Consider the following 15,185-nt stretch of genomic DNA (forward strand, 5'->3'; position numbering starts at 1 on the left):
GCCGTTTTACCTCCCTCGGGCCGAGGCGAGCCACGGCCGATAGTGAAAATTAAGTAATTAGTTCTAAGAGCCAGATTTTTTATAAGTAGGAAGGCCGTAAGGGCACCATTTTAGTCGTGGCCCTGCATTGGCCGCAAGCGCCTACAGCGCGGCCTTCCAGCGATAGAGCAGTTCGAGTGCCTGGCGAGGCGTCAGGTCGTCGAGTGTCAGGGCATCCATTTCGTCTACCAGCGGATGAGGCGCGCTGGCAAAGAGATCATTCTGTCGGGGTGGGGCGTCCAGCGCCTTCCCCGTCGCGGTGAGCTGCCGACTGCCCTGGTCGATCTCATGCTGCTCAAGGATCGCGAGCTTTTCGCGGGCCCGTGCGATGACGTCCTGGGGGATGCCGGCAAGCTGGGCGACCTGCAGACCGTAGCTCTGGCTGGCGGGCCCATCTTCCACGCGATGCATGAACACGATGCCATCCTTGTGCTCCGCCGCGGTCAGGTGGACGTTGGCCACCGCATCGGCCTGCTCCGCGAGTGCGGTCATTTCGAAATAGTGGGTGGCGAAGAGCGTGAAGGCACGTGAGCGCGTTAGATGCTCGGCGCTGGCCCAGGCCAGCGAGAGACCGTCGAAGGTGCTGGTGCCACGACCGATCTCGTCCATCAGTACCAGGCTGTGATCGGTGGCATTGTGCAGGATATTGGCCGTTTCGGTCATTTCGACCATGAACGTCGAGCGGCCGCCGGCCAGATCATCCGAGGAGCCGATGCGGGTAAAGATCCGATCCACCGGGCCGATCACGGCGGCGTCTGCCGGTACGAAACTGCCGGTGTGGGCGAGCAGGGTAATCAGTGCCGCCTGACGCATGTAGGTGGATTTGCCGCCCATGTTGGGGCCGGTGATCACCAGCATCCGGCGCTCGTCGCCCAGCAAGAGGTCGTTGGGCACGAACGGTGCGTCGCTGACATGCTCGACCACCGGGTGGCGGCCGGCATGAATGTCGATACCCGGTCGCTCGGCCAGTTGTGGTCGACTGAAGTCCAGGGCCCGAGCGCGTTCGGCAAAGGCACACAGCACATCGAGCGTCGCCAAGGCGTTGCTGGTGGTCTGCAGGTCGCCGAGCTCAGTATTCAAGGCGTCGAGCAGGCCATCGTAAAGTAGCTTCTCGCGTGCCAGGGCGCGGGACTTCGCCGACAGTGCCTTGTCCTCGAACTCCTTGAGCTCGGGTATGATGAAGCGCTCGGCGTTTTTCAGCGTCTGGCGGCGTAAGTAGTCGGCGGGTACCTCGCGCGCCTGGGCGCGCGGGATCTCGATAAAATAGCCATGGACGCGGTTGTAGCCCACCTTGAGACCCGCCAGACCGGTTCGCTCGCGCTCGCGGGTCTCCATGGCCACCAGGTAATCACCGGCGTGCTCTGCCAGACCACGGTGCTCGTCGAGTTCGTCGTCGAAGCCGGCAGCGATCACCCCGCCGTCACGGATCACCACCGGGGGGTTGTCCACCAAGGCGCGCGTCAGGGTGTCGGTTAGCTCTGGGTAGGGGCGAATATGCCGCTTGAGGGCGTCGAGTGCCGTGCCCTCGGCGTAGCCGGCGAGGTCGGTCTGAAGGCCGGGCAGTGCAACCAGGGCATCGCGGAGTCGTGCCAGATCCCGCGGCCGGGCGCTGTAGAGGGCCACTCGGGCGAGAATACGCTCCACATCTCCGATCGCCTTGAGCGACTCGCGAAGCTCGACGAAGCCCTCGTGATCGAGCAGCAACGCGACCGCCGCCTGGCGGCCCTGTATCAGTGCGCGGTCTCGCAGGGGGCGTTTAAGCCAACGCTTGAGCAGCCGCGAGCCCATGGCGGTGGCGGTGGTGTCGAGCACGCTGGCCAGGGTGTTGTCGCCGGTGCCCCCGAGGTTGGTGTCGATTTCGAGATTGCGCCGGCTGGCGGCGTCGATCACCACCGCATCGTCGCGATTCTCCACGCCGATGACGGTGACGTGGGGCAGGGCAGAGCGCTGGGTGTCGCGGGTGTAATCGACCAACACCCCAGCGGCGGTGACGGCGGTCTCGAGCGTGGCGCAGCCGAAGCCGCGAAGATCCTGAACCGCAAACTGGTCGCAAAGGGTACGCTGGGCGCTCTCCCGATCGAAAAGCCAGTCGCTTTGCCGGCGCAGGCCGCGGCGACCGTCCATTGATGGGGGCAGGGTCAGGCTCTCCGCGGCCAGCAGCTCGGCGGGGTCGAGGCGCTGGAGCTCGGCAAGCATTTCCTCCTCGCCTTCGACCTCAAGCACGCTGAAGCGCCCGCTGGAAAGCTCCAGCCAGGCGAGGCCCCACTTGCGGCCACTCGCGTGGACGGCCATCAGCAGGTTGTCGCGGCGGGCGTCGAGCAGTGCCTCGTCATAGAGGGTGCCGGGGGTGACGATGCGCACCACCTTGCGATCAACGGGCCCCTTGGCCGTCGCCGGATCGCCGATCTGCTCGCAGATAGCCACCGACTCGCCGGCCTGCACCAGGCGAGCCAGATAGCCTTCGGCACTGTGGTAGGGCACCCCGGCCATGGGGATCGGCTTGCCCGCCGATTGGCCACGCTGGGTCAGGGTGATGTCGAGCAGCTGCGCGGCGCGGCGGGCATCCTCGAAAAACAGCTCGTAGAAGTCGCCCATGCGATAGAAAAGTAACGCGTCGGGGTGATCGCGCTTGAGCGTCAGGTACTGGACCATCATCGGGGTATGGCTAGGGATGTCGCTGTGGGCCGCGTGGTTCATGCGTTCGTGGCTGGCTCGTCGGTTTTGTGGGGCATCAGTGGGGCAAAATCGACTCGTCCTTGTGCCCCATCTGTTTGGCAATGAAGGCAAGGTTACCATGCGCGGTCAGGGACCAGCACGCGAACATGTGTCGCGTCGGGTGCGGGCGCCGATGCCGCACCTCGGTACCTCTCATGATCGTGGTGACCTTGCCATAGCAGCTGCGCGGATTGACCCCGCGATTGATGTTGGGCTGGCGCTGGTCAGCCAGCTTCGCCCACCAGGCGTCTATGCTGTGTGACGTGGCGGCGTTCGGGCTGCATCTCGATCAGCGTCGCCGCTGTTGGCCAGATCGCCCGCCGCTTCGCCGCCTGGGACCAGAATGGAGAGCTTGAGGTATGAGCCTGCTAGTGAAGCATGAAGAGAACCCCAAGGGCCGTGACTTCTTCGTCGGCGACATTCATGGGCAATACGACTTGCTGATGGAGGCCTTGTACCGCGTCAGTTTTGATAAGCAACGCGATCGCCTGTTCTCTGTGGGCGATCTGATCGACCGAGGGTCTGAGTCGTTCGAATGCTTGTCTCTGGCCTTCGAGCCTTGGTTCTTCGGGGTGCGGGGCAACCACGAGATGCTGGCGAAAAATGCCCTCAACGAGGGTGCTGGCCAAGCCTGGGACTTGTGGCAGATCAATGGCGGTAGCTGGGTGTTTCTCAACAACGTCCATGAGGTGCGCACCATCCTCAATGCCGCCCTGGAGCACCTGCCCTATGCCCGGGAGGTTGCGGTTGCCGGTAAGCGTGTCGGCATGGTGCATGCGGATCCACCCGTGAACTGGGAGTTGCTCGAGATGGAGAATCACCCTGCCGGCCTTCATGCCCTGGTGTGGGGGCGAAGCCGCATCACGGCCGCGGACACGACCCCTGTGAAGGGCATCGATGCCGTAGTGGTCGGTCACACCATCCTCGAGGAGCCACTCACACTGGGGAACGTCCACTTCATCGATACAGGGGCATTCAGCACAGGGCGGTTGACGCTGATCGATGCTCGCGAGGTGCTGAACCTGTGATCGAGATCACCATGCCTTGGCCGCCGAGTCACGGCCCGCTGAGTGGCGGAGCGGCGTTACGGGATGTAACATACCTTCATGGAACTGAAGGAGGTGGGTGATGGAGTCGGAATCGGGCGCATTTTACGCCGCCGGCCAGATGGTCGGGTGGTGGCTGATTTTTTTGCTGGTGGTGCCGTGGCTGGCGGTGCTTTTGGCCGCATACAGCCGCGGCAATTCAATGATCGTGGCAGGCCTTATCGGCTTCTTCGGTACTCCACTGATCGGCATGCTTTTCGTGATTGCTCAACCGATGAACCGGACGGCCCTGGAAGAGCGAGATATTCGTTCGGGCAGGCGCAGACGCTGCTCTAAATGCATGACCCTCAAGGACCCCAAGGCGCGTATCTGCCCACAGTGTAAAACAGTGGCCATGTCATATGCCCCATCTGAGTCATACCAGCGTGAACCATCACTCTCGAGCGTGAGTGATGACTCGCTCTCGGGTGAAGGCGTCGAGCGAGTTGAACCAGACGATGAAGCGTCCGACGAATTCCGGCGGCGAATGCATCGGGGCGATGATCGGGGCGGGGGCACGCAATGACACGATGGATTGCCCCTGTCTTGCTGATGTTATCAATGCCGGTAATGGGCGAAGTCTATCGATGCGAGATTGGCGGCATGACGGTATTTCAAGGCACGCCTTGCACCTCGTAGTCGCTCATCTAGCCAACTGGAACGCCGGGGCCATCTGGTGTTCCAGGCCCGGGTCACCAGCATCTATTCGCCATTGACCTTCCGAGCCTTCGCAGCGAGATATCGATAACGAATCGCGCGAGATGATCCTCGGGCAGCCACTCATCCACTGAGGGGGCAGCACATGATCCGTCTCGCTATCCACGGGGATGAAACGGTTCATGGCATCCTTCTTAGATGAGTGGTGACGATGATGAGTGGTGACGATGGCAGACAATATCTCAAGGAGAGATGGAAAGTCCGACACCCTGCTGGGACGTCGAGCGACTAGGGCTTTGGGTTACGCGGGGGGCCTTTGCCACCTCGCCGCTTGTTCCATAGCTGCCTCGCGGTTCGCTTGGCTTTCTCGCGGTTAGCGGGTTTTCTGAACCAGTTGGCAATGATCAACCCGATAGCTCGCTTCATATCTACCTCCTTGTCATGAAAATTAGTCCTACCTCCAATATATGGCGTCCATCCTTGGAAGTGTCAATACAGGCAAGCCTGCTATCTCGCCTGGCGCTGGCGTTACGTCGGGGGTGAACGCGTTGTCTATACTTTCCGTGCGTTCCGATTGAACGACAAGGCGATATCGTACTGGGACAGGGCCGTTCCGTATTGCGCCTCCAGGGGGTGACGTGGCAAGGATAGCTCGGTGGGTCTTGCTGCCGCTTTTAACGGTTGCCCTCGTTTTGGGGGGAGCCATGTGGCTGGTTGGGTCGGCCTGGGCGCAGGGATGGCTGGAGAAGCAGGCCAACCAACGTCTGGACGGTCGCAATGTCGAGATCGGTGCGCTGGATGGCGATTGGGGCTGGCCGCGGGAATGGCTGGAGAAGCAGGCCAGCCAACGTCTGGACGGTCGCAATGTCGAGATCGGCGCGCTGGATGTCGATTGGGGCTGGCCGCTGGTGGTGCGCCTGGAAGACGTCAAGGTCGCCAATCCCGACTGGGCGTCCCATGAACACATGCTGGAACTGGAAGCGCTGGAGCTCGAGGTCGATACCCGTGCGCTGCTGAGCGGCAATATCCAGCTGCAGCGCCTGGATCTGCAGTCTCCCGTCGTGCATCTGGCCCGGGGGGAGGATGGCGCCGTCAACTGGGAGGGGGTGATCGATCAGGAGCCGGGTCAGGAGCCCGGCATCCGCCCCGATGTCGTCAACGTGGAGGAGGGCCGTCTCACCTATCGCGACGCGCTGCTCGAGGCGGACATCGACGCCGACTTCGAGACCCGCGGCGACGAGGGGGAGGAGCGCGAACTGGTAGCCCAGGCGCAGGGCAGCCTCCAGGGCCAGGAGCTCGATCTCGAGGTCCGGGGCGATGCTCCGGCGCAGGCGCTGGCTTCCGATCCACTGGACTATGAAGCTCGGCTGGAGGGCCAGCTGGGCGGAAGCCCGCTGTCGGGCTCGGTCAGTGTGGTCATGGAGGACAGGCCGCATATCGAGACGCAGCTGGATATCGAACGGCTCGACCTGGATCGCTGGGACATCGCCGGCATGGAGGATGCCGATGATGAGGGCCAGGACGTACGCGAGGAGGACGAGGCCACCGAAGAGGAGAATGGCGTTAGCGACTGGCAGCGGCGCTGGGCCGAGCGGCTGAGCGTGCTGCGGGAGTTCTCCGGCGAGGCGGACCTGTCAATCGATCGGCTGGACTATGGCGATGACACGCTGCGAGACGTGGCGCTGGAGGTTCGCATCGCCGAGGGGCGCCTGGACGTAGAGCGCCTGCACGCCGCGCATGGCGAGAGCGGGCTGACTGCGCAGGGCTGGCTGGAGCCGACCGCGGAGGCCTTGGAGGGCGCCGTCGATGCCGAGCTCTCTCAGGTGGGTCTGCAGGAATTACTGGCACCGCTGGGGCTCGATGCCGAGGGCGTGCTGAACGGGCGGCTGCATGCCCGCTTCACGCAGGGCAGGCTTGTCTTCGAGGACACCTCGCTCGACTACCGAGCGCCCGCGCACTCCCTGGCGCTACACGTGAATGCCGATACGGTGCGGCCTGATGACATGTCGGTACCCGGCGTACGGCTGCAGGGCAACGGCACCTACAACGCGCGGGATTTCGCCTACGACCTCGTGGTCGGGCTGCTGCTCAACCTGAACGACCCCGACAAGCCCTATCCGGTGGAGGGGAGGATAATCGCCGGGGAGACATCGCTGACGGTGGATGGCACCGTCGAACAGCCGCTGGCGCTCTCCGCGCTGCAGGGCACCTTCCATCTAACGGGTCCCAACCCTTCTCGGCTCAATCTGTTGACCGGCCTGAACCTGCCGGACCTGCCCCCCTACGAGCTCGAGGGCGAGCTCGACTATCGGGAAAGCTTGGTGCATTTACGCGATGCGCAGGGCCGGTTCGGCGATAGCGATGTCAGAGGCGATGTCCGGCTGCGCCTGGGCGAGCGCAACATGCTCTGGGCGACGCTGCACTCCACGCAGATGGTCCTGGGCGATCTCGCGCCGTTGACCGGGGCGAAGCCCACGCCGGGCGATGAAGCCGAAGGATGGCGCGGCAGCGTTGACACCCAGCCTGCCAGGCTCTTCCCCGACAACGAGTGGAACGTGCAAGGGCTTCGGAGCATGGATGCCGAGGTGGTCTATAGCGCGGAGGACGTGGACGCCCGCTACGCGCCCCTGAACCACGTGGCCCTTGAGCTTACCCTCGACCGTGGCCTGCTCACCCTGAAGCCGCTACAGATAGGTGTCGGTGGCGGCGAAGTGAACTCGCGGCTGACACTCGACGCCCGAGAGGAGCCTCTGAGCGGCGATCTCGCGCTGTCGATACGCCAGGTGAACCTTAGCCCGATACTGCGGGAGGCGGAGCTTGGCGACATCGCCGAGGACTCCGCGGGAACGATCGGCGGCGAGGCTCAGTTCAGCTTTCAGGGCAACTCGATGGCCTCGGTCATGGCCAGCCTAGATGGCGCGCTTGAGTTGGCGATGTCCGGCGGCGAACTAGACATGCTACTGGTCGAGGCCGCGGGGCTGGACGTAGGCGAGGCCCTGCTGGGCGCGCTGGCCGAGGCGGACCAGGTGCTCATGCGGTGCGCCTACGCCCAGCTCGAAAGCGAGGATGGCACGGCGACGCTGGAGGAGTTCTTCATCGACACCGAGGACTCGAACTTCACCGGCGCCGGTACGGCGGACCTGGGCAACGAACGGCTGGAACTGATCTTCGAGGCCCACCCCAAGGATCCCAGCCTGCTGGCCTCCGATTCGCCGGTAAGGGTGGAAGGGGCGTTGACCGACCTGAAGGTCAACGTGGTCTCCCGGGAGCTGTTGGCCCGCGGTGCGCTGTCGGCGCTTGGCGCACTGGTCGCCCCGCCGCTGGCGATCGTGCCCTGGATCGAGCTAGGCACGGGCGAGAACGTCGGGCCTGGCTGCCGACAGGTGTTGGGGAAGTTTGCGGCGGGGGATGACGGTGGCTGACGCCAAGCCCCCGGGGACGAGACGGCTCTGATAAGCTGTCCGCCGATACCGCCTGTAGGCGTTTACCACTCTTGTCGGAGGCATCCGTGCATAGCGATCAATTGACGAGTCGCGGTTTTCTGGACCTTGCCGAGCGTTTGGGACACGCTTGTCACACCCAGGGAGCCACAGTGACCACGGCGGAATCCTGCACCGGCGGTGGTGTGGCCAACGCCATTACCGCTATCGCGGGTAGTTCGGCCTATTTCGAGACCGGCTATGTCACCTACTCCAACGCGGCCAAGGAGCGCTTGCTGGGCGTCCCGGCGACGATGCTCGAGGTGCATGGCGCGGTCAGCCGCGAAACGGTCGAGGCCATGGTGTTCGGTGCCTGCAATGAGTCCGGTGCGGACATTGGTGTGGCCATCAGCGGCGTGGCCGGCCCCGGCGGGGGAAGCCCCGACAAGCCGGTCGGCACCGTCTGGCTGGCCTGGGGCAGCGCCGAGAAGGTCGAGGCCGAATGCTATCATTACTCCGGCGATCGCCAGGCGGTGCGCGGGCAAGCGGTGCGCGATGCGCTCATCGGATTGATACGCCAAGTAGAATCACCGCAAGGGCGGCGATGAGCTAGGCGAATGGCTTTTTTTACGCCATACTACTGGTCAACCATACAGTTTACAGGGGGCATTCCATGGCTCAGGACGACAACCGCAGCAAGGCGTTGAACGCTGCGCTTTCACAGATCGAGCGCCAGTTTGGCAAGGGCACCGTGATGCGCCTCGGCGATACGCCGCGGGTCGTCATGCCGTCGGTCTCCACTGGCTCCCTGGGGCTTGATATCGCCCTTGGCATCGGCGGCCTGCCGCTGGGACGAGTCGTCGAAATTTTCGGCCCTGAATCCTCGGGCAAGACCACCATGACCCTGTCGGTAATTGCTCAGGCTCAGAAGCAGGGCAAGACCTGTGCCTTCATCGATGCCGAGCATGCCCTCGATCCCAGCTACGCCGAAAAACTCGGTGTCAATCTCGACGACCTGCTGGTCTCTCAGCCCGACAACGGCGAGCAAGCCCTGGAGATCTGCGACATGCTGGTGCGCTCGGGCGGTGTCGATGTGATCGTCATCGACTCAGTGGCAGCACTGACGCCTCGGGCCGAGATCGAGGGTGAGATGGGCGACTCGCATGTCGGCCTGCAGGCGCGCTTGATGTCCCAGGCCCTGCGCAAGATCGCCGGCAACATCAAGAATGCCAACTGCATGGTGGTGTTCATCAATCAGATCCGCATGAAGATCGGTGTGATGTTTGGCAGCCCCGAGACCACTACCGGTGGCAACGCCCTCAAGTTCTACTCCAGCGTGCGCCTGGATATTCGCCGTACCGGGTCGGTGAAGCAGGGCGATGAAGTCACCGGCAACGAGACGCGGGTCAAGGTGGTCAAGAACAAGGTGGCCCCTCCCTTCCGCCAGGCCGAATTCCAGATTCTCTATGGCAAGGGTATCTATCATGCCGGTGAGGTCGTCGATTTGGGCGTGCAGTGCAAGCTGGTCGACAAGGCAGGGGCCTGGTACAGCTATCAGGGCAACAAGATCGGTCAGGGCAAAGCCAACGCCGCCCAGTTCCTGGAAGACAATCCCGCCGTGATGGAGGAGATCGAGAGCCAGATCCGCGGACAGTTGCTGGCCACGGTCGAGCCCAAGGAGAAGGAAGGCAAGGAAGGTAAAGAAGGTAAGAAAGGTAGGGCTGAGGCTGAGGAGGTGGCCACCGGTGACACGATCGAGGATACCGGCGAGGACGGCCTTCTCTAGATATGCCTGCCGACGCCGGCGCTCGCGACGCGATGCCCCGTGACGACGCGATCCGCCTGCTCTCGAGACGCGAATATTCTCGGCATGAACTCGTCGAGCGTCTGGCGGCCAAGGGCCACGATCCGGCGGCCATTGGCGAGTGTCTTGACGACCTGGCCGAGCGAGGGCTGCAGTCCGATACTCGCTTCGCCGAGAGTTTTGTGCGTTCGCGTATTCAGCGTGGACAAGGCCCGATGAAGATTCGTATCGAACTCGAACGGCGCGGTATCGACCGTGAGCAAGTGAGCGCCGCTTTCGTTGACTGTGAACCGTCGGGTGAGCCCGACTGGTTTTCCCTCGCCTGTGACGCGCTGGTGCGACGCTTCTCCTCACCCGGCGACACGCCCCGTGAACGCGCCCGGCGTGAGCGCTTCCTGGCTGGCCGCGGCTTTGACTTCGAGCAGGTCCGCTATGCCATGGAGTACGCCTGGCAGGAATGATCCCCACCTCGCGCTGAAAATTCCTTGACGATTACGTTATAATTCTCACCTTTCGACGATGTCGGACGCCATGAGTCCGGCATGTCGGGCGGGTATCGCCAGCTTTCGATCGCCTTCCCGCAGCGTCACCCTGCTTATCGTCACGGATATCCCATGAAAAGCGCAGAGATCAGACAGGCCTTCCTGAGTTTCTTCGAGGAGCACGGCCACACCATCGTGCCCTCCAGTTCCCTGGTGCCGGACAACGACCCGACCCTGCTCTTCACCAACGCCGGCATGGTGCCTTTCAAGGACGTCTTTCTGGGCCGCGACCCACGCCCCTATGTCCGTGCCACCTCGGCTCAGCGCTGCGTGCGCGCCGGCGGCAAGCATAACGACCTGGATAACGTCGGCTATACCGCGCGTCACCACACCTTCTTCGAGATGCTTGGCAACTTCAGTTTTGGCGATTACTTCAAGCGTGAGGCTATTCGTCTCGCCTGGACCTTCCTGACCGAGGTGCTGGGCCTGCCGAAAGAGAAGATGTGGGTGACCGTGCACATCAGTGACGACGAGGCCGAGCGCATCTGGAAGGACGAGATAGGCATCGATCCCGCGCGGTTCTCGAAACTTGACGAAGACAACTTCTGGCAGATGGGCGACACCGGCCCCTGCGGTCCGAGTTCCGAGATTTTCTTCGACCACGGTCCCGAGGTGTGGGGCGGGCCGCCCGGTAGCCCCGAAGAGGATGGCGATCGCTACATCGAAATCTGGAACCTGGTGTTCATGCAGTTCGATCGCGACGCCAGCGGCACCCTCAATGCCCTGCCCAAGCCGTCCATCGATACCGGGCTGGGGCTGGAGCGGGTTGCCGCGGTACTACAGGGCGTGCACTCCAACTACGAGATCGACCTCTTCCAGAATCTGCTGGAAGCCGCGGCCCGGGCCACGGGTCATGACGACACCAGCACCCCCTCGCTACGCGTGATCGCGGATCATATCCGCTCCTGTGCCTTCCTGATCGTCGATGACGTGCTGCCTTCCAACGAGGGGCGTGGCTACGTGCTGCGTCGGATCATTCGGCGTGCCATTCGCCACGGTCACAAGCTCGGCGCCAAGGGCAATTTCTTCCACACGCTGGTCGGGTCGCTGGACGCCGAAATGGGCGACGCCTACCCCGAGCTTCGCGAGGCGCGCCAGCGGATCGAGCGCGTGCTGCTCAAGGAGGAAGAGCAGTTTGCGCGCACCCTGGAGCACGGCATGGGGCTGCTCGAGGAGGCCTTGTCCGGCCTAGAGGGTGATGTGCTTCCGGGCGAGACCGTCTTCAAGCTTTACGACACCTACGGCTTTCCGTATGACCTGACCGCCGATGTATGCCGTGAGCGCGGCGTCAGTCTCGATGAGGCGGGTTTTCAGCGCGAACTCGACGCCCAGCGCGATCGCGCCCGTGCCGCCAGCCAGTTTGGTGCGGACTACGGGGCCGCGCTCGAGATCGAGGGCGAGACGGCATTCACAGGCTACGAGCGGCTCGAGGATCGGGCGACTGTCACGGCGATCGTCGATCGCCAGGGCAACGCCTTGAGAGGCCTCGCGCCCGAACAGCGTGGCGTGGTGGTGCTGGATCGCACCCCCTTCTATGGCGAATCAGGCGGCCAGGTCGGTGATACCGGCTATCTGAACGTGCCGGGTGGGCGATTCATGGTCACCGATACCCAGAAGCAGGCCGGTCATCATCTGCATCACGGTGTGATGCTGGAAGGCGAGCTCTCGGTGGGTGCCGAGGTGACTCCGCAGGTCGACGCCGGCCTGCGGGCTGCCACGGTGCGCAATCACTCGGCCACCCACCTGATGCACAAGGCGCTGCGCATGGTGCTGGGCGATCATGTCCAGCAGAAGGGCTCGCTGGTCACGCCCGAGCGGCTGCGCTTCGACTTCAGCCATTTCGAGGCCATGACGCCCGAGCAATTGGCCGAGGTGGAGACCATTGTTAATGAGCAGATCCTCGCCAATGCCCCGACGCGCATCGAGCAGATGAGCCTCGACCAGGCCAAGGCCAAGGGGGCCGCGGCGCTGTTCGAGGCCAAGTACGCCGATAACGTGAGAGTGCTGACCATCGGCCCCGAGGATTTCTCCATCGAGCTCTGTGGCGGCACCCATGTGGCGCGCAGCGGCGACATCGGCTGCTTCCATATCGTCAGCGAAACTGGGATCGCCAGCGGCGTGCGGCGTATCGAGGCGATCACCGGCGAGGGAGCCCTGACATATTTCTGCGAGCAGGAGGCGCGCCTGAATCGCATCGGCGAGCGACTCAAGGCCAAGCCGGAGCAGACCGAAGAGCGGGTGGATTCACTAGTCGAGCGCAATCGAGCCCTGGAAAAGGAGCTCGAGCGCTTGAAGGCCAAGCTTGCCAGTGCGGCCGGGAGCGACATGCTCAGCCAGGCCCATGACGTAAACGGCGTCAAGGTGCTGGCCACACGGCTTGAAGGCGTCTCCGGCAAGGAGCTGCGCGGCGTGCTGGACCAGCTCAAGAACAAGTTGGGCTCCGGCATCGTGGTGCTGGGCGTGGCCGACGCCGGCAAGGTCAGCCTGATCGCCGGGGTGACCAGCGATCTCACCAGTCGCGTCAAGGCGGGTGAGCTGGTCAATCATGTGGCCTCCCAGGTCGGCGGCAAGGGGGGCGGCCGACCCGACATGGCGCAGGCTGGTGGCAGCGATGCGGCGGCCCTGCCGGGCGCGCTGGCCAGCGTGACGGCCTGGGTCGAGGAGCGGCTTTAGACCTCGTGACAGGGCCGATGACCGTGATGCACGGGCCCTGAGGTATTCTTGAATATTTTTCACTCATCCGAGCGCCTGGCGCACTCGAACCACGAGGGAAATCGGCAGATGGCACTATACGTACAGAAATTCGGCGGCACCTCGGTGGGCTCCGTGGAGCGCATCAAGGCCGTGGCAGAGAAAGTCAAGGTTTTCCGTGACCAAGGCCACCAGATCGTGGTGGTGGTGTCCGCGATGAGCGGCGAAACCAACCGATTGATCGGCATGGCCAACGAGATTAACGACGACCCCACGCCGCGCGAGATGGACATGCTGGTCTCGACCGGCGAGCAAGTGACGATTTCCCTGCTGGCCATGGCGCTGCACAAGCTAGGCGTGCCGGCGACGTCCTATACCGGCTCTCAGGTCGGCATCCTCACGGACAGCGCTCATACCAAGGCGCGCATCCAGCGCATCGAGACCGATGACATGCGTCAGGATCTCGATGATGGTCAGGTGGCCGTGGTCGCCGGGTTCCAGGGGGTCGATGACGAAGGCAACATCACGACTCTCGGCCGTGGCGGTTCCGACACCACTGGCGTTGCGCTGGCGGCGGCGCTTGGGGCCGATGAGTGCCAGATCTATACCGACGTCGATGGCGTCTATACCACCGACCCGCGTGTCTGCTCCAAGGCGAGGCGGCTCGAGACCATCACCGTCGAGGAGATGCTCGAGTTGGCGAGCCTTGGCTCCAAGGTCCTGCAGATCCGCGCCGTCGAGTTCGCCGGCAAATACAATGTCCCGCTGCGCGTGCTATCCAGCTTCGAGGATGGCCCCGGCACCCTGATCGTTGCAGATTCCGACAAAGACGAGGATTCCATGGAAGAACCGCTGATTTCCGGTATCGCCTTCACCGCCAACGAGGCCAAGCTCACCCTGCTCAATACCCCTGACGTGCCGGGCGTGGCCTCACGCATTCTCGGGCCCATCGCCGATGCCAATATCGAAGTCGACATGATCGTGCAAAACGTGGCGCCGGCGGGGGATTACACCGACTTCACGTTTACCGTGGCCAAGGGCGATTACAAGCAGACCATCAAGATTCTCAAGGAGCAGGTGATCCCTGATCTCGGTGGCGGCGAGCTGCGCGGTGACGACAACATCGCCAAGGTTTCGCTCGTGGGGGTGGGAATGCGCTCTCACGCCGGTGTAGCGTCGAAGATGTTCCGTGTCCTGGCCGACGAGAATATCAATATCCGCATGGTGTCAACTTCCGAAATCAAGATTTCGGTGGTGATTGATGAAAAACATATGGAACTTGCGGTCAAGGCCTTGCATAAAGCGTTCGGATTGGACAAGAGTGACATCGAGAGCGAGTGATGCGACACGCACGCCGACCTTTTTCACGTTGGTAATTGATGGTTGATGAGTCGTCCATGGCACTTGATGAGTAGGACTTTCCTTAAACGGAGCTCACGAATGCCATGGAGCCGATGCCCATGGTCAGGTAGGATGTCATGCCGCACAATGAATCGGCGCCATCTCGTCGGATTATATCTCGCTGCTAATGCGTCCGAAAAAGTCTGAGAAGGAGATCAGCCATGCTTATCCTGACCCGCCGAGTCGGCGAAACCCTGATGATCGGAGACGATATCACCGTGACGGTGCTAGGCGTCAAAGGTAATCAGGTGCGCATTGGTGTCAATGCCCCCAAGGATGTTGCTGTCCATCGCGAAGAAATTTACCAGCGTATTCAGCGTGAAAAAGTCGGTGCAGAAACAGAGGAGGAGGGACGCTGAGCCGTCGGCGGCCCATCCCCCGAGCGCAGAGAAAAGTCATCAGCTTGCTGGACAATCGCGTTTCGAAACGGTAGGATACGTGCCGTGCCGATGAGGGAGAGGTGGCCGAGTGGCTGAAGGCGCTCCCCTGCTAAGGGAGTAAGGGGTTAATAGCCTCTTCGAGGGTTCGAATCCCTCCCTCTCCGCCACTTACCAAGTGGCCATGTCTTGCAGGAAGCGACGCAAGTGATGCCCCGACGCAGTGAAAAGATCGAGCGCCCGTAGCTCAGCTGGATAGAGTACCTGACTACGAATCAGGTGGTCGGAGGTTCGAATCCTCCCGGGCGCGCCAACTTCTCTTCGAATGTCGCCGATTTGTTCTTGCTTCATTTCGCCAATGATTCGTTCATTGCATCCAGCGCCCGTAGCTCAGCTGGATAGAGTACCTGACTACGAATCAGGTGGTCGGAGGTTCGAATCCTCCCGGGCGCGCC

Annotated in this window: 10 protein-coding genes, 3 tRNA genes and 1 pseudogene; 12 read left to right on the forward strand and 2 right to left on the reverse strand. The window is 62.8% G+C overall.

The window, feature by feature from the left end:
* Window positions 1-141: 141 nt before the first annotated feature.
* Entirely contained in the window at window positions 142-2,736 is a 2,595-nt protein-coding gene (gene mutS, locus KG088_RS05955) for a DNA mismatch repair protein MutS (protein WP_213824580.1), read from the reverse strand.
* 377 nt (window positions 2,737-3,113) lie between these two features.
* Here mutS and KG088_RS05960 point away from each other — a divergent pair, with 377 nt between their 5' ends.
* Entirely contained in the window at window positions 3,114-3,782 is a 669-nt protein-coding gene (locus tag KG088_RS05960) for a metallophosphoesterase (RefSeq protein WP_213824581.1), read from the forward strand.
* A gap of 100 nt (window positions 3,783-3,882) precedes the next feature.
* Window positions 3,883-4,365: a hypothetical protein gene (locus tag KG088_RS05965; RefSeq protein ID WP_213824582.1), complete on the forward strand. Its 483-nt coding sequence runs from the start codon at window positions 3,883-3,885 to the stop codon at window positions 4,363-4,365.
* A 175-nt stretch (window positions 4,366-4,540) separates the two neighbouring features.
* Here KG088_RS05965 and KG088_RS20010 read toward each other — a convergent pair.
* Window positions 4,541-4,680 (reverse strand): annotated as a pseudogene (locus KG088_RS20010) (IS5/IS1182 family transposase); the annotation flags it as partial.
* Window positions 4,681-5,200: 520 nt separating this feature from the next.
* Here KG088_RS20010 and KG088_RS05970 point away from each other — a divergent pair.
* From KG088_RS05970 to KG088_RS06015, 10 genes are all read left to right on the forward strand, one after another.
* Window positions 5,201-7,918: an AsmA family protein gene (locus KG088_RS05970; RefSeq protein WP_213824583.1), complete on the forward strand. Its 2,718-nt coding sequence runs from the start codon at window positions 5,201-5,203 to the stop codon at window positions 7,916-7,918.
* 86 nt (window positions 7,919-8,004) lie between these two features.
* Window positions 8,005-8,523: a CinA family protein gene (locus KG088_RS05975; RefSeq protein WP_213824584.1), complete on the forward strand. Its 519-nt coding sequence runs from the start codon at window positions 8,005-8,007 to the stop codon at window positions 8,521-8,523.
* A gap of 65 nt (window positions 8,524-8,588) precedes the next feature.
* Window positions 8,589-9,701 (forward strand): recombinase RecA, encoded by a 1,113-nt coding sequence (recA, locus tag KG088_RS05980; RefSeq protein ID WP_213824585.1) that lies wholly within the window; start codon window positions 8,589-8,591, stop codon window positions 9,699-9,701.
* A gap of 2 nt (window positions 9,702-9,703) precedes the next feature.
* Entirely contained in the window at window positions 9,704-10,180 is a 477-nt protein-coding gene (locus KG088_RS05985) for a regulatory protein RecX (RefSeq protein WP_213824586.1), read from the forward strand.
* A gap of 153 nt (window positions 10,181-10,333) precedes the next feature.
* Window positions 10,334-12,934 carry an alanine--tRNA ligase gene (gene alaS, locus KG088_RS05990; RefSeq protein WP_213824587.1) on the forward strand — a complete coding sequence of 867 codons (2,601 nt, stop codon included), beginning with the start codon at window positions 10,334-10,336 and terminating at the stop codon, window positions 12,932-12,934.
* A 108-nt stretch (window positions 12,935-13,042) separates the two neighbouring features.
* A complete protein-coding gene (locus KG088_RS05995) occupies window positions 13,043-14,293 on the forward strand; it encodes an aspartate kinase (RefSeq protein WP_213824588.1) in 1,251 nt (416 codons plus the stop codon).
* 221 nt (window positions 14,294-14,514) lie between these two features.
* Window positions 14,515-14,712: a carbon storage regulator CsrA gene (csrA, locus tag KG088_RS06000; protein WP_213824589.1), complete on the forward strand. Its 198-nt coding sequence runs from the start codon at window positions 14,515-14,517 to the stop codon at window positions 14,710-14,712.
* A gap of 95 nt (window positions 14,713-14,807) precedes the next feature.
* Window positions 14,808-14,900: transfer RNA gene (locus tag KG088_RS06005), tRNA-Ser, on the forward strand.
* 66 nt (window positions 14,901-14,966) lie between these two features.
* Window positions 14,967-15,043 (forward strand) — tRNA-Arg (locus tag KG088_RS06010).
* A 66-nt stretch (window positions 15,044-15,109) separates the two neighbouring features.
* Window positions 15,110-15,183 (forward strand) — tRNA-Arg (locus KG088_RS06015).
* Window positions 15,184-15,185: the final 2 nt, after the last annotated feature.

Origin of the sequence: Halomonas jincaotanensis (assembly GCF_018448785.1) — a bacterium.
GTDB lineage: Bacteria > Pseudomonadota > Gammaproteobacteria > Pseudomonadales > Halomonadaceae > Halomonas > Halomonas jincaotanensis.

Excerpts from the sequence above, each read along its gene's own strand:
- recA (WP_213824585.1), top strand. The coding sequence starts at position 8,589 with ATGGCTCAGGACGACAACCGCAGCAAGGCGTTGAACGCTGCGCTTTCA.
- mutS (WP_213824580.1), bottom strand. The coding sequence starts at position 2,736 with ATGAACCACGCGGCCCACAGCGACATCCCTAGCCATACCCCGATGATG.
- KG088_RS05965 (WP_213824582.1), top strand. The coding sequence starts at position 3,883 with ATGGAGTCGGAATCGGGCGCATTTTACGCCGCCGGCCAGATGGTCGGG.
- KG088_RS05970 (WP_213824583.1), top strand. The coding sequence starts at position 5,201 with ATGTGGCTGGTTGGGTCGGCCTGGGCGCAGGGATGGCTGGAGAAGCAG.
- KG088_RS05960 (WP_213824581.1), top strand. The coding sequence starts at position 3,114 with ATGAGCCTGCTAGTGAAGCATGAAGAGAACCCCAAGGGCCGTGACTTC.
- csrA (WP_213824589.1), top strand. The coding sequence starts at position 14,515 with ATGCTTATCCTGACCCGCCGAGTCGGCGAAACCCTGATGATCGGAGAC.
- KG088_RS05995 (WP_213824588.1), top strand. The coding sequence starts at position 13,043 with ATGGCACTATACGTACAGAAATTCGGCGGCACCTCGGTGGGCTCCGTG.
- alaS (WP_213824587.1), top strand. The coding sequence starts at position 10,334 with ATGAAAAGCGCAGAGATCAGACAGGCCTTCCTGAGTTTCTTCGAGGAG.
- KG088_RS05985 (WP_213824586.1), top strand. The coding sequence starts at position 9,704 with ATGCCTGCCGACGCCGGCGCTCGCGACGCGATGCCCCGTGACGACGCG.